The 15,695-nt window shown below is 41.9% G+C and carries 11 protein-coding genes; 9 read left to right on the top strand and 2 right to left on the bottom strand.

The window, feature by feature from the left end; translation table 11 throughout:
• Window positions 1–53: 53 nt before the first annotated feature.
• Both der and BCU68_RS16265 read left to right on the top strand, forming a co-directional pair.
• A complete protein-coding gene (gene der, locus BCU68_RS16270) occupies window positions 54–1,547 on the top strand; it encodes a ribosome biogenesis GTPase Der (RefSeq protein ID WP_102565785.1) in 1,494 nt (497 codons plus the stop codon).
• A gap of 506 nt (window positions 1,548–2,053) precedes the next feature.
• Entirely contained in the window at window positions 2,054–2,278 is a 225-nt protein-coding gene (locus BCU68_RS16265) for a zinc ribbon domain-containing protein (RefSeq protein WP_102565784.1), read from the top strand.
• A gap of 20 nt (window positions 2,279–2,298) precedes the next feature.
• On the opposite strand, the gene xseA is transcribed toward BCU68_RS16265, so the two are convergent.
• Window positions 2,299–3,630 (bottom strand): exodeoxyribonuclease VII large subunit, encoded by a 1,332-nt coding sequence (xseA, locus tag BCU68_RS16260; RefSeq protein ID WP_102565783.1) that lies wholly within the window; start codon window positions 3,628–3,630, stop codon window positions 2,299–2,301.
• Between the two features lie 211 nt (window positions 3,631–3,841).
• On the opposite strand from xseA, the gene guaB reads away from it, so the two are divergent.
• The 3 genes from guaB (at window position 3,842) to BCU68_RS16245 (ending at window position 7,813) form a co-directional block, all read left to right on the top strand.
• Window positions 3,842–5,305, top strand: a complete 1,464-nt coding sequence (gene guaB, locus BCU68_RS16255) for an IMP dehydrogenase (protein ID WP_102565782.1) — start codon at window positions 3,842–3,844, stop codon at window positions 5,303–5,305.
• Between the two features lie 125 nt (window positions 5,306–5,430).
• The gene (guaA, locus tag BCU68_RS16250) at window positions 5,431–6,984 is read left to right on the top strand and encodes a glutamine-hydrolyzing GMP synthase (protein ID WP_102565781.1); all 1,554 of its coding nucleotides are present in this window, start codon (window positions 5,431–5,433) and stop codon (window positions 6,982–6,984) included.
• A 235-nt stretch (window positions 6,985–7,219) separates the two neighbouring features.
• Complete coding sequence (locus BCU68_RS16245) at window positions 7,220–7,813, top strand: GPR1/FUN34/YaaH family transporter (RefSeq protein ID WP_102565780.1); 594 nt, start codon at window positions 7,220–7,222, stop codon at window positions 7,811–7,813.
• A gap of 61 nt (window positions 7,814–7,874) precedes the next feature.
• Here the strand turns inward: BCU68_RS16245 and BCU68_RS16240 are convergent, their stop codons facing one another.
• Entirely contained in the window at window positions 7,875–8,867 is a 993-nt protein-coding gene (locus BCU68_RS16240) for an AraC family transcriptional regulator (RefSeq protein ID WP_102565779.1), read from the bottom strand.
• Between the two features lie 247 nt (window positions 8,868–9,114).
• Between BCU68_RS16240 and BCU68_RS16235 the strand changes: the two genes are divergently transcribed.
• From BCU68_RS16235 to BCU68_RS16220, 4 genes are all read left to right on the top strand, one after another.
• Complete coding sequence (locus tag BCU68_RS16235; RefSeq protein ID WP_102565778.1) at window positions 9,115–10,467, top strand: TolC family protein; 1,353 nt, start codon at window positions 9,115–9,117, stop codon at window positions 10,465–10,467.
• 20 nt (window positions 10,468–10,487) lie between these two features.
• The gene (locus BCU68_RS16230) at window positions 10,488–11,537 is read left to right on the top strand and encodes an efflux RND transporter periplasmic adaptor subunit (RefSeq protein ID WP_102565777.1); all 1,050 of its coding nucleotides are present in this window, start codon (window positions 10,488–10,490) and stop codon (window positions 11,535–11,537) included.
• A gap of 3 nt (window positions 11,538–11,540) precedes the next feature.
• Window positions 11,541–14,669 carry an efflux RND transporter permease subunit gene (locus BCU68_RS16225; protein WP_102565776.1) on the top strand — a complete coding sequence of 1,043 codons (3,129 nt, stop codon included), beginning with the start codon at window positions 11,541–11,543 and terminating at the stop codon, window positions 14,667–14,669.
• Window positions 14,670–14,809: 140 nt separating this feature from the next.
• Window positions 14,810–15,589, top strand: coding sequence for a hypothetical protein (locus BCU68_RS16220; protein ID WP_102565775.1), 780 nt, complete (start codon window positions 14,810–14,812; stop codon window positions 15,587–15,589).
• The last annotated feature ends 106 nt before the right edge of the window (window positions 15,590–15,695 follow it).

The raw sequence follows: 15,695 nt of genomic DNA, 5'->3' as shown, positions 1-15,695 counted from the left end.
AGCCAAGGATTTACCTATAACTACATAAGAATAGATAAATTGTAGAGGTTATTATGATTCCTGTTGTTGCTCTAGTAGGGCGTCCTAACGTAGGTAAGTCTACGTTATTCAACCGATTGACTCGTACACGTGACGCATTGGTTGCGGATTTCCCTGGCTTAACGCGTGACCGTAAATATGGTCAAGCTAAACTGGGTGAACATGAATTTATTGTTATCGACACCGGTGGTATTGATGGTACCGAAGAAGGCGTTGAAACAAAAATGGCAGAACAGTCATTAGCAGCGATTGATGAAGCTGATGTTGTGCTATTTATGGTGGATGGCCGTGCTGGTCTAACACCATCCGATGAAGCTATTGCTAAGCACTTACGTAAAATCGAAAAACCAGCAATGCTTGTGGTAAACAAGGTTGATGGTATTGATGCTGATGCTGCTTGTTCTGACTTCTGGAAGTTAGGCGTTGATGAGATGTATCAAATTGCTGCATCACACGGTCGTGGTGTAACAGCGTTGATCGATCTTGCGCTAAACCCATTTGCAGAAAAACTCATCGAAGAAAACGAAGGTGAACTAAACGACCTAACCGGTTTTGAAGATGAAGAGCAAGAGCAGCTAGATTACACTGAAGAAGAAGCAGAAGCTGAATTTAAGCGTTTGCAAGATCAGCCAATCAAGCTTGCGATCATCGGGCGTCCAAACGTAGGTAAATCAACACTGACTAACCGTATTTTAGGTGAAGAACGTGTTGTTGTTTACGATATGCCAGGTACGACTCGTGACTCAATCTACATTCCAATGGAACGTGATGAGCGTGAATACGTCCTAATTGATACTGCAGGTGTTCGTCGTCGTAAGAACATTAACCAAACGGTTGAGAAATTCTCAGTAGTTAAGACGCTGAAAGCAGTAGAAGATGCTAACGTTGTTCTACTGGTTATTGATGCACGTGAGAATATCTCAGATCAAGATCTAAGCTTATTGGGCTTTGCACTGAATGCGGGTCGTTCAATTGTATTGGCTGTTAACAAGTGGGATGGTCTTGATAAAGATGTTAAAGAGAGCGTGAAGAAAGAACTAGACCGTCGTTTAGGTTTCGTTGACTTCGCACGTGTTCACTTTATCTCTGCACTGCACGGTACTGGCGTTGGTAACTTATTTGATTCAGTACAAGAAGCATACAACTCAGCGACAACGCGTGTTGGTACTTCTGTATTAACTCGTATCATGAAGATGGCAACGGATGATCACCAACCACCAATGGTACGTGGTCGTCGTGTTAAGCTGAAATATGCGCACGCTGGTGGTTATAACCCACCAATCGTTGTTATTCACGGTAACCAAGTTAATGATCTTCCAGATTCTTACAAACGTTACCTGATGAACTATTACCGTCGTTCACTGGAAATCATGGGTACGCCAATTCGTATTCAATTCCAAAACAGTGATAACCCGTTTGAAGGTAAGACAAACAAAATGACGATGTCACAAGAGCGCAAACATAAACGCGTTCTGAGCATGATGAAAGGTCGTGGTCAAAGAAAATAATCAGTCATTGACCTGATTACATTGTCATAAAAGAGAAGCGCTCAGTTAGCAATAACGAGCGCTTTTTTTGTATCTATCGATATTGGCTTCATCGGAATAACACATGTTGAAGTCTAGTGAGTTTTAATGAAGAGAATAAAGGATCATTGATCCTAGAAAAGTGCTTATAACGAATATAGTAAATATCGTTAGTTCTTCTTTATACACTGTATGGCAGGATTATAGTCTTCTGAAAATGCATATACAGGATATGTAACTTATGCTTTCGGTATGTGGTGATATAAATATTCTTTTAAGGGTAGATCGCTGAACATGATAGATTAAGCAAAAGATCAGGCTTTGATCTTTTTAATCTAGTCTGTACATAAAGATTAGCATTTAATTATCAATAACAAAGAAAGCTTAGTGTGACTTATGTCAATACGTAGTGAGTGATTGATCTGGCAATCTAGCAACAATAAACGATATAGTCGTATTGGCATTCATTATTTGTGATGAGGAGTTTTTTGATGAGTAACTATTGTCCGCAGTGTCAAAGTGATCTGGTTTGGGATGGCGCTTATCGCTGTCAGACATGCCAACAACAGTTTAAGAAAGTGGGTGAGTGCCCTGATTGTGATTCTGAGTTAGAAAAATTACAGGCGTGTGGCTCGGCGAGTTATTTTTGTAATCAATGTAATGAACTGAAGTCAAAATCAAGAGTGAGCTTTCAGTTCATTAAAATTGATTAGGTATAAGTTACTATTTGCTGTTAGTCAACGGTTGAGCGTACTTCACCATTAGCAAGTTGAGTAATTAATTGATCACCGCTGCTTAATGAGTCCGCCTGAGTAATAACCTGACCATCAACACGAGTCGTGATTGAGTAACCCCGTTGCAAGGTTGCCAGTGGACTGACGGTATCTAATTTCTCTGCACCAATCGCAAGTTGATGGCGAGCGGTGAGCAATTTCTTATCCATCGCATCAAGCATTTTCTGCTTTAAAGACAGTAGTTGGTGCTTTTGCGTCATTAAGCGCTTGGTTGGCGAGTGCAATTGGATTTGGTGGTACTTATGCTCAATATGTTGGGTACGCTTTAGCAAGTAATGATTCATCGCATTATTTAGCCTTTGCTCTAACTCATCGAGTTGCTGGCTCTGTACGCGTAGCTGATGGCTTGGATGCTGTTTATCCAGTCGATGTGCTAAGCGTTGGCTACGTTGCTGCTGTCGAGCGAAGTAATGACGCATTGCGCTGGCTAATCGTTGCTGATAGTTATGCATCGATTGATACTTATGGCTTTGATCTTGGCTAATGATCTCTGCTGCCGCGGATGGAGTAGGGGCACGAACATCGGCAACAAAGTCAGCAATAGTAACATCCACTTCATGTCCAACTGCACTGATAATCGGTATCTGACTTGCCGCTATCGTGCGGGCAACGATTTCATTGTTAAAGCACCATAAATCTTCTAGTGAACCACCACCACGACCAACGATAAGGACATCACACTCATTACGCTCATTTGCCCTACCAATGGCTTGAGCGATTTGAATGGCAGCTTCATCGCCTTGTACCATCGTTGGGTAAATGACCACTGATAGCGTTGGATCACGGCGCTTTAGCACATCTAAGATATCAAAAAGAGCAGCACCAGTTTTCGAGGTAATAACCCCTACGCATTGAGGGTGTTCAGGGAGTCGATTTTTATTGGTTTGAGCAAATAGTCCTTCTGCAGCGAGGCGCATTTTTAGTTGCTCATATTCTTGCTGTAGTCGACCGTCACCTTCTGGCTGCATTGATTCAATGATCAACTGATAATCACCACGAGGCTCATAAAGCGACAAACGGGCTTTAACCAGAACTTGGTTACCATTTTGTGGTCTAAAATTGACACGACGATTATTGCCCTTGAACATGGCACATTTTACTTGGGCTCGAGCGTCTTTAAGTGTGAGGTACCAATGACCAGAAACGGGTGAGGAGAAGTTAGAGATCTCACCGACCAACCAGATAATCCCCATCTCATTTTCAAGTAATAGACGGACTTCTGAGTTTAAACGCGAGACAGTAAAAATATTTTTATTGGTCAGAAAAGACACAGGCTAATTCCGAAGGCGTGAAAGTAGAAATTAGCGGTAATATAATACATAGCAAGGGATGGAATGCAAATAAAAAATAAATAAATGAGTGGTCAATCGATTGCGCTGTGCGTATAATCCGTTTGCAATATAAAACCAAATACACTTTATTATGCGAAACGATAAAGTTTGGTTTATTTCTTTTAATACCTATTACTGTGAGATATTGCAAATGTTACGAATAGCAAAAGAAGCTTTAACTTTTGATGATGTTCTACTTGTCCCAGCACATTCTACCGTTCTTCCGAACACCGCTGATCTTCGCACTCAGCTTACCAAAAATATTGCGTTAAATATCCCTATGATCTCTGCATCAATGGATACGGTGACGGAAGCTCGTCTTGCTATTGCACTTGCGCAAGAAGGCGGAATCGGTTTTATCCATAAAAATATGTCAATTGAACAGCAAGCCGAGCAGGTTCGCTTAGTAAAAATATTTGAAGCTGGTGTTGTTACTGCTCCTGTAACTATTTGCCCTGAAGCGACGATTTTAGATGTTAAGAAACTAACAGAGCAACATGGTTTTGCTGGTTTCCCTGTCGTAACTGAAGCAAACGACTTAGTTGGTATCATTACTGGTCGTGATATTCGTTTCGTTACGGACTTATCGAAAAGTGTCCAAGAAGTCATGACACCTAAAGCACGTCTTGCAACAGTAAAAGAGGGTGCATCACCTGAAGAAGTTCAGGAAAAAATGCATCAAGCTCGTGTTGAAAAAGTATTGGTTGTTAATGATGATTTCCAACTAACCGGCATGATCACAGCGAAAGATTTCCATAAAGCAGAATTAAAACCAAACGCATGTAAAGATGAGCGTGGTCGTCTACGTGTTGGCGCGGCGGTTGGTGCTGGTGCTGGTAATGAAGAGCGAGTAAGCGCACTGGTTGAAGCTGGTGTTGATGTACTATTAATTGACTCTTCACACGGTCACTCAGAGGGTGTTTTAAACCGTATTCGTGAAACGCGAGCGGCGCACCCAGAACTTGATATCATTGGTGGTAACGTGGCAACTGGCTCAGGTGCGAAAGCATTGATTGACGCTGGTGTTAGCGCGGTAAAAGTGGGTATCGGCCCTGGTTCTATCTGTACAACTCGCATCGTAACCGGTGTTGGTGTTCCACAAATTACGGCTATTTCAGACGCAGCAGCCGTTGCCGCTGAATATGGTATCCCAGTGATTGCTGATGGTGGTATCCGCTTCTCAGGCGATATCTGTAAAGCGATAGCTGCTGGCGCATCTTGCGTTATGGTTGGCTCAATGTTTGCTGGTACAGAAGAAGCACCTGGTGAAGTTATTCTTTACCAAGGTCGTTCATTCAAGTCTTACCGTGGCATGGGTTCACTTGGTGCAATGTCACAAGGTTCTTCAGATCGTTACTTCCAAACAGATAATGCGGCTGACAAATTGGTACCAGAAGGTATTGAAGGCCGTATTGCTTATAAAGGTTTATTAAAGGAAATCGTTCATCAGCAGATGGGTGGTTTACGTTCAAGCATGGGCTTAACTGGTTCAGCGACAATTGATGATATGCGTACTAAAGCTGAATTTGTTCGTATTTCTGGCGCTGGCATGAAAGAGTCTCATGTTCATGATGTACAAATTACAAAAGAAGCACCTAACTACCGCATGGGGTGATTCTCGTTTTTTTTAAGATAGAGCATCGTTCTGGTGCTCTATTTTGAATCTAGTGCTGTTGAGTTAACGTAAATATGGACGGTGTTATTCTTAACACCAAATAAATGAATTTTTGAGAAAGCATAATGACAACAAATATCCACGATCAACGTATTCTTATTTTAGATTTTGGCTCTCAGTACACGCAGCTAGTTGCGCGTCGTATCCGTGAAATCGGTGTTTACTGTGAGCTTTGGAGCTGGGATGTTGAAGAGGCGGATATTCGCGAATTTAACCCGGATGGCATCATTCTATCTGGTGGACCAGAAAGTGTAACGGAAGAGAACTCTCCACGTGCACCACAATATGTGTTTGATTCTGGCGTTCCAGTCTTTGGTGTTTGTTACGGCATGCAAACGATGGCAGAGCAGCTTGGTGGTAAAGTTGCAACATCAACTGAGCGTGAATTTGGCTATGCAGCTGTACAGGTAACTGGTGAGTCTGCATTATTTAAAGATCTTGAAGCAACTCAAGATGTTTGGATGAGCCACGGTGACAAAGTAGTCGAAATTCCAGCAGACTTCGTCAAAATTGCTGAAACGGATACTTGTCCTTTTGCTGCTATGGCAAACGAAGACAAAAAATACTACGGCGTACAATTTCACCCAGAAGTAACGCATACTAAAAACGGTCTAAAAATGCTTGAGAACTTTGTTCTTAATGTATGTGGCTGTGAAGGTTTGTGGACATCGGCTTCTATTATTGAAGATGCAGTTGCTCGTATTAAAGAACAAGTAGGGGATGATGAAGTTATCCTTGGTCTGTCTGGTGGTGTTGATTCATCTGTTGTTGCAATGCTTGCTCACCGCGCGATTGGTGACCAACTAACGTGTGTATTTGTTGATAACGGTTTATTACGTTTAAATGAAGCTGAGCAGGTTATGGATATGTTTGGCAACAAGTTTGGCCTAAACATTATTCACGTTAATGCTGAGAACCGTTTCTTAGATGAAATGAAAGGCGTTGATGAGCCAGAAGCTAAGCGTAAGATCATTGGTCGCGTATTCGTTGAGATCTTTGATGAAGAATCAAAGAAACTGAAAAATGCTCGTTGGTTAGCACAAGGTACAATTTACCCTGATGTTATTGAATCAGCAGCTTCAAAAACAGGTAAAGCACACGTTATCAAATCACACCATAACGTAGGTGGTTTACCTGACGATATGGAAATGGGGCTTGTTGAGCCATTGCGTGAATTGTTTAAAGATGAAGTACGTAAGATTGGCCTTGAGTTAGGTTTACCTTACAACATGCTTTACCGCCACCCATTCCCTGGGCCAGGTCTAGGCGTTCGTGTTCTTGGCGAAGTGAAAAAAGAGTACTGTGACTTACTACGTCGTGCCGATGCTATCTTCATCGAAGAGCTACATGCTGCCGACCTATACAATAAAGTATCTCAAGCTTTCACTGTATTCTTACCAGTACGCTCGGTAGGCGTAATGGGTGATGGTCGTAAATACGATTGGGTTGTCTCGCTACGTGCAGTAGAAACGATTGACTTCATGACAGCGCATTGGGCGCATTTACCATATGACTTCTTAGGTAAGGTTTCTAACCGTATTATCAATGAAGTTAACGGTATCTCTCGTGTTGTTTACGATATTTCTGGTAAGCCACCTGCAACCATTGAGTGGGAATAATCGTTAAATTATTCTAACTTATCATTTAGAAGCCAGCTTTGATGCTGGCTTTTTTTATGCGCTGTTTATATGTTTGTTATATTCACATGCATTATATCTATATGCAACAGTCACATATGCTTACAGTATCACTGATGGAATCTTAGTTTTCAAAAATGTATTTTCATCAAATTTAGTTTATACATTAAACTCCGCGTACATTTTCTATCTCATTATTTGAAAGGTATCCCCCAAAATGTCAACTAAACTTGCAAATCCGGCACCATTAGGCCTAATGGGCTTCGGTATGACAACTATTTTATTAAATATTCATAATGCGGGATTTTTCCCAATTGATTCAATGATTTTATCTATGGGTATTTTCTATGGCGGTCTTAGTCAAGTATTGGTTGGCATGATGTGCTTCAAGCGTGGTGATACATTTGGTACTACAGCCTTCACATCATACGGTCTATTTTGGTTGTCTCTTGTTAGTATTATGATCATGCCATACATGGGTCTGCCGGCAAGCCCGCATACATTTATGGGTTGGTACTTATTGCTTTGGGGTATCTTCACAGGCTTTATGTTTATCGGTTCTCGCTGCTACCCACTTGCTAAGCAAATCGTGTTTGGTTCACTAACAATTCTGTTCTTCCTATTAGCAGCACGTGATTTCACAGGTAGCGAACTGATTGGTACCATTGCTGGCTTGGAAGGTATTTTCTGTGGCGCATCTGCAATTTATTTTGCAATGGCACAAGTACTAAACAATGAATACGGTCGCACTGTTCTTCCTGTTGGTGAAAGAGCAGTAACACCAGTTGTTGCTCAAGAAGCAACGGCATAATATTTAATACTTATCTCTTCTGAGAACAAGTAAAAAGGGTTGGCATCTGCCAACCCTTTTTTTATGACTCATCATTACTCCTACGATGAGTTTTTCGATAAGTCGGTGGCCCCATTGATGTCCAGCCTTTAAAGGCTCGATTAAAGTTGCTTAGGTCGCTATAGCCAACGATTTCAGCAATATCATGAATAGGAAGATCGGAGTTAATGACTAAGTAAATAGCCTTTTCTTTTTTTGCATTTTCTTTCAATGACTTAAATATAATATTTTCTTGCTTCAACTTTCTTTGCAGAGTTCTCTTCGTCATACCTAGCATCTTGGCAAACCAATCTATGCTCATCCATGGTAATGATGCATAGGTTCTTATCAGTGTAGTTACCGCTTGGTGCCAATTGTTTTCAGCTTCTTGCTGTGAGATAGGTTGAAAATCTTCTTTTACATCGATGGCAATCGCCCCATATTTTAGTCCGTACTCTATCGATGTCTGCTTAAAGCTTTCAGGTAGTTGATGATGGTTGTCAGATGATGAAGATAGTTTTGCACTGTGAGGGCGCCAGTTTTCTCCTAAGAAGTGGCGACAGAAGCTAATAAGAGTCAAGCTTCTAAACCACTCAGATTGTTCAAATCCAATAGATGATGGTTGATAGCAACTTCTATGACACAGCCACCATTGATCTTCGACTTTTTCAGTCCAAATCATAATGTGATTATTTAAGTTGGTCAGTTCAGCTATTAAGCACTGTATTCCACTTTCTAAACTATCACAGGCTCGAATTTTTTTTGCCAGTGTAGGAGATAGTTGCTCCATGGATACAAGGCGACCGACTTCTATTCCGACAGTGTAGCCATATCTTTTTTCTAAGCAGTGTAAAAACTGCATTAAATCTTTAAGGGGTAACCAGTGCACTAAGCCTGCTTTATTAGTGGGAAGGTTGCACTCTTGTGCTATTTCGTGCCAATTGATCGAATTCTGTTCGCAATATTCAATAAATGGATAAATATTTGCAGACGAAGTAATCAATACATTATTCGTTGATTGCTTTTTTATTGTCATTTTAATTTTTAGTGTTTGTTTTTTAGTTTCCTGAAAACATTAGCACAAAGACGCAATTTTGTCTTACTACTATAGAGTTAGCTCACATCAACGTGCGGATGTCACCAAATGACCTACAGCGTAGGCGAGAGAGTGAATACCCTGCACATCGCTTTATGCAAGGAAGCTTAGCGAAATTCATCCCGTGAATAGATACCGTTTATCTATCTGTTGGATGGTTACTTCTAACTTCTATTTGGCATAACAGATGAACAGAACACTTTGCACAATACTTCTCTCTGTCCTTACAACTGGCGCCTTTACTTCTTCAGCTGCTGCTGGAAGTACAACGGATCTTGAAAACCTTTACAACCTAGCTCTACAAAATGACTCACTACTGCGTACTGCCGAGTTGACGCAAGATAAGTCTAACTTTGCTATCGATGGTGCAAAAGGTCGTTTACTACCACAAATCAATGCGTACTTTAACCTAAGTGCATTTGCTGACTCTGAATCAGTAGAAGCGACACATGGTGGTAACGGTACGATTGGTAATGTGGGTGTGAGCCTTAGCCAATCTATCTATACTCCAGCAGTAAAAGCTGGCGTTGCGATTGCAGACAGCAATAGCGAAAGCGCAGATCTACTGGTAAATAAAGCACGTGAAGCTCTGATTTACCGTACTACCAAAGCATACTTTGATGTGCTACGTACTAAATCTCTGCTAGAGACGTCGGAAGCAAATGCTAAGTCACTAACCGAGTACTTAGACATTACTAAGCACCGCAATAACGCTGGTACTTCTTCTGAAATCGACTTACTACAAGCACAAGCTCGTAAAGATCAATCAGAAGTGGCTGTTTTAGAGGCTGGCGTTCAGCATCAGCTTGCACTTGATGCACTACAAACGTTATCTGGTCAAGAATTTACCGCTGTACAACCATTAAAGATTGACTCTTACACGCCTCATTTCCCTGATTCAGAGACTGGCTTAACTTGGTTAGAAACATCAATGATGAACAACCGAGATATTCAACTAGCTGGCGTAACGGTTGAAAGAACCAAGCTTGAGCTACAGAGAGCGAAAGATGGCCACAAACCACAAGTCTCTTTGCATGCTAAGTTAAATCAGCGTTTCCTTGGTGATATTGAAACATCAGCAGGTGAAGCGATCCCGAATGATGAAACATTAACATCGTTCGATCTTGCGCTTGTCATGAATGTGCCAATTTATACCGGTTCAACACTAACAGCGATGGTTGATATTGCTAATACAGATGTTGATATCGCTTATCAAATTGAAGAAGAATCTCGTCGTCAAACTTACCAAAATGTTCGCTATGCACTACGCATGGTTGAATCATCAATCAAGAAAATTGACGCATTCCAAAAGACCGTTACTTCACAGCAAAAAGCACTAGCATCTGTTCAAAGAGGCTATGAGCTAGGTGCTCGTAACATGAGTGAAGTTCTGGATGCGACTCGCGACTACTACTTATCTGAATCTGAGCTTTCAAATGCTTACTTCGCCTTCATTGAAGGTGCGCTACTGGTTAAATTCTTAGCGGGTGAAATTTCAGATCAAGACATTCGTTCATTGAATGCAAGTATCAAAAAATAATAATTATTGAGGAATAAATAATGAAAAAAATTCATGTACTGTGCGCTCTAGCAGTAGCCGTCTCTGGTGTAGTAAATGCCGCGGGTGCTCCTGTTCATGCGATCAATGCAGAACTTACATCAATGAACCCAAGCAAAACGATTATTGCTAAATTTGAATCTCAAGCACAAACCTTCATTACTCCTCGAGTAACGGGTTATCTTGTTGAGCAAAATGCAGAAGATGGTGCAATGGTTCAAAAAGGCGATGTTCTTTTCAAACTCGATGCAACAGTTTACCTGCACAACCTACAACTTGCTCAAGCGCACGTTAAACAAGCTCAAGCAGCACACAAAAGTGCAGAGCTACACTACGACCGTGTCACTATGCTACAAGGTCCTGGTGGCTCAACTCAGTCTGATCTAGAGCTAGCACAAGCACAACTTGATTCTGCTGATGCTGCTTTATACGCGTCTGGTATTACTCTAGAAAAAGCAACTTACGACCTAGAGTCAACCACAGTTCGTGCGCCTTACGCAGGTCAACTAGGTAAGTCTCGCGTTTCTGTTGGTGATCAAGTATCTCCAGCTTCTGGTGCACTAATTGATATCGTTCAACTATCGCCAATGAATGTTGCTTTCAACATGGATTACGATGCATACCAATCATTTGAAATTGATAATGCAGAGCAATCATCAGTAACACTAACCGCGACAGGCATTGAAACTGAAGTGAACTATGTTGCTAACCAAGTAAGTCCAACTGCCGGCACTATCCAAGTTTCTGCCTCTTTTGATAACAGTGCGCACGGATTTAAACCAAATAAAGTGACTTACGTTACTGTTGAAAGCAACCAAGCGATTGAAGGCTTCTGGGTGCCTCAATCAGCACTAATGCAAGATCTAACGATTCAATACGTTTACGTGATCGATGAAAACAACACAGCACAACGCCGTGATGTTGCAATTATGAAGCAAGAGAAAGGACAAGCATTCATTACCGAAGGGATTGAAGCAGGAAGCCAAATCATCACAGATGGCTTGATCCGAATTCGACCTAATTCGCCAGTTAGCGTGCAAAACGAGGAGTAATTGATGTTAAGCCGCTTTTTTATTTTCCGACCAAAATTTGCTTTGGTTATTTCGATTGTATTGACCCTTATCGGGGCGATTGCAATCAAACTGATGCCAGTATCGGAATATCCAGATATCACTCCACCAGTTATTAACGTTGTTGCGTTATACCCTGGTGCAAGTGCTGAAACGATTGAACAAATAATAGCAACACCGATAGAGAAAGAAGTGAACGGCGTAGATAATATGCTGTACATGGACTCTCGTTCTGCCAACGATGGTACTTACATCCTAAAAGTAACCTTCGATATTGGTACTGATCCAGATATGGCTCAGGTGAACGTACAAAACCGTGTTGCTGCTGCGCTATCTGCACTACCACCGATCGTTAATAACTTAGGTGTACGTGTAAAGAAAGCGTCTTCAGATACGCTAATGGCAATTGCTATTCACTCTCCTGAAGGCACTTACGATCGTCAATACCTAGACAACTGGATGGCGCTTAGCCTAGCCGATAGTCTATCTCGTGTTGAAGGTGTTGGTGACCTATCTCTACTAGGTACTGAGTACGCAATGCGTGTTTGGTTAGATGTAGATAAGATGACGGCTTTAGGTCTGTCTACACGTGAAATTAACAATGCAATCACCGATCAAAACAGCCAGTTCCCAGTGGGTAAACTAGGTGCAGGTCCTTTTGATGATGATCGCATGCTGCAAATTCCACTACTAAGCCAAGGTCGCTTAGAGACGGCAGAAGAGTTTGAAAACATCATCGTTCGTACTGAAGCTGATGGTTCAAACATCTACCTACGTGATATTGCTGACATTGAGCTTGGTGACAACCGTTACGAAACGAACACCGTTCTAAACGGTAAACCAGCGGCATTGATGACCGTTGCACTAGCGCCAGGTGCTAACGCACTTGATACCGGTAAAGGTGTAAAAGAGCTACTAAGCACTCTACAGTTCCCAGATGACGTTGCATACGCGTTCCCATTTGATGTCACTGAGTTCGTAGCAGACTCGATCAATAACGTTACTGAAACGCTAGTTATTGCGATTATTCTAGTTATCTTCGTTACTTACCTATTCCTAGGTAGTATCCGTGCGACACTAGTACCAGCAATTGCGATTCCAGTATCTTTGATCGGTACATTCTTCTTCATGCACAGCTTTGGCTTCACCATTAACACCATCACTATGTTCGGTATGATCCTAGCGATTGGTATTGTGGTAGATAACGCAATCTTGGTTATCGAGAACGTAGAAAGTGTAATGAAGAAAAACCCAGATTACACACCTGCAAAAGCGACGTTTGTTGCAATGCAAGAAGTAACGGGTCCAATCATTGCTTCAACACTAGTAATGCTAGCGGTTTTCGTTCCAATCAGCTTACTGCCAGGTATCACTGGTGTAATGTTTGCTCAGTTCAGTGTTACGCTTTGTATCTCTCTCGTTATTTCAGCGATTAACGCACTAACGCTATCTCCAGCGTTATGTTCTTTGATCATGAAGCGTGAAGAGCCATCAAACTGGTTCATTAAGTTTAACCGTGGCTTTGATAAAGTAACGGCTATCTACGGTAAAGCGGTAGCCGTTGTTGTTCGTAAGACAGCGGTTCTAGCGATTATCTTTGGTGGCACAATTGGTGCAACTTACCTACTAAACCAATCCGTTCCAACAGCATTCGTTGAACCTGAAGATAAAGGTGCGATGCTAGCACTAGTACAACTGCCTGACGGTGCTTCACTGAACCGTACGAACGATGTACTAAAGCAAGCAACGGATATCATTGGTAGCGATCCAGCGGTTGAACTTGTTGGTGGTGCAGGTGGCTTTAGTGCTCTATCTGTATCAATGCAATCAAACAGTGCAACACTATTTATCGCCCTTAAACCGTGGGACGAGCGTAAGAACTTAGAAGGTGGCAATACAGTATTTGATGTATCGGCACGTTTGAATGCTCAGCTAAGTCGTGTGGTTGGCGGTGTTGTTATGACTATCGCTCCTGCTGCTATCCCTGGTATCGGTTCAGGCTCTAACTTAGAGTACATGCTACAAAACAGCTCTGGTGCAAGCCAAGTTGAACTCGCTGCAACGGCTCAAAACCTAATTTCAGAGCTAAACCAAGCACCTGAAATTGGTCGTGCGTACACGCTATTCCGTGCCAACGTACCGCATTACTACATTGACGTTGATCGTGAAAAAGCACGTCAACACGGTGTATCAGTAACGGCAGTTAACGATACGTTGATGACTTACTTAGCCTCTTCTCGTGGTGGTGATTTCTCTCTATGGGGCAACACTTTCTACATCACGTTACAAGCAAAAGCTGAGCAACGTATTGGTATCGACAATCTTAAAGATATTCATATCAAGACAGCATCTGGTGAAATGTTACCTATTTCAGCAATTGCTAAAGTAGAGCCACGTCTTGAAGCGGATATCGCATCAACGTACAACATGCTTTCTGCAACGAAGATCTATATCGCTCCAGCACCTGGTTACTCATCAGGTCAAGTTATGGAAGTGGTAGAAGCTATCTCTGAAAAGCAACTGACAACAGGCTATGGCTACGAGTGGACGACAATGGCACTGCAAGAGAAGATGGCGGGTAACGCAATCATCTTTGCATTCATTTTCGCTGTTGTATTCATGTACCTATTCCTAGTTGCACAGTACGAATCATGGGCACTACCTGCTGCGATCATTATTGCTGCACCAACGGCTGCTCTAGGTGCTTACATTGCACTGTCGCTAACGGGCATGGCAATGACGCTATACGGACAAATTGGTTTGATTCTTCTTATTGCACTTGCTGCTAAGAACGCAATCTTGATTGTTGAATTTGCGAAAATTCAGCGTGAAGAGAACGGTCTAAGTATCGAAGAAGCTGCAGAGAAGGGTGGCACCATGCGTTTCCGTGCGGTGAACATGACGTCTTGGTCATTCATCCTAGGTATCCTGCCTCTTGCATTTGCATCTGGTCCTGGCTCAATCGCACAAAATGGTACGGGTTTAACACTACTTGGCGGGATCCTTTGTGTTCTTGTTCTTGGTGTCGTGCTAACACCTGGCTTCTACGCGGTATTCCAACGTCTAAGAGAACGCATCAACGGTACTGAGAAAAAAGTCATCGACCTTGACTAATTAATCTCTATCAACAATTTAAGGTCACTCAAATCTGAGTGACCTTTGGTACAACCTCAATCTTAAATCCTCTGAATTAGGCAGTGATACTTAATCAGTAGGGCATGAGTTTGATTTAATATAATAAAGACGAGATAAAGATGAAAAAGTTTGCTTTAGTAGCGCCATTAGCGCTAACACTTGCAGCACCTGCTTTAGCTGAAGACAGCAAAGCGATTGATCCAGCTGACGTAACAAAAGTTTACACTCAAGCTGCTGTATTATTTAATGGCAGCTCTGACATTCAACTACAAGGTCAAGTATCTGGTGGTATGGAGAATGGTCAACAGTTTGCTCTACTTGGTGAAGCAACGTTTGCTGATGATAATAAAGTAGGTAACCATAACTCTAACGATTTTGGTACTGAGTACTCAAACTCTCGCATTCAGTACTTCCATGTCTTTGAACCAGGTTCAACGGTTGTGCCTAAGCTAGGTGTATCACTAGACTACATCAACACACGTACAGAAGTGAAAAATGACCTACTATCGATTGGTGGTGTTGCTGCAATCAACCCTGCTTACACTGGTGGTTTATTAGTATTCCCTCGCCTTGGCGTTATGGGTGGTTCAATGGAAGTTAACGGTGTTAAAGATAGCGATCTGCTAGGGTATTCTCTAGGTCTTATCACTGCTAAGCATATCGGTACTAGCGGCGCTTACGTTTCTGCTGTTCCTGAGTGGCAAGATGTGTCAGGTGATTCAATTGAAATGCAAAGCCTAGCGGTAAAATTTGCTTTGAATGTACCACTTAACAACTCACGCACTTGGTGGTTAAACACTCGCTACGACTTCACTAAAACAAGCATGGATGTGAACGGTATCGATGCGCCAAGTGAATGGCAAACTGAAGCATGGATTGGTGTTCGTCACTACTTCTAAATTCGTTTGAGTTAGTCAAAAAATTAATTTATGCGATGCCGCTTTCTGAAAGGGAAGCGGCATTTTTTATGCTTATAAACATGCAATAAACGCTTTGATAGCTCAG

This window comes from Vibrio sp. 10N.286.49.B3, assembly GCF_002873395.1.
Taxonomy (GTDB): Bacteria; Pseudomonadota; Gammaproteobacteria; order Enterobacterales; family Vibrionaceae; genus Vibrio.
Note: the sequence above shows the minus strand (reverse complement) of the source record. Positions and strands in the feature narration are given on the sequence as shown.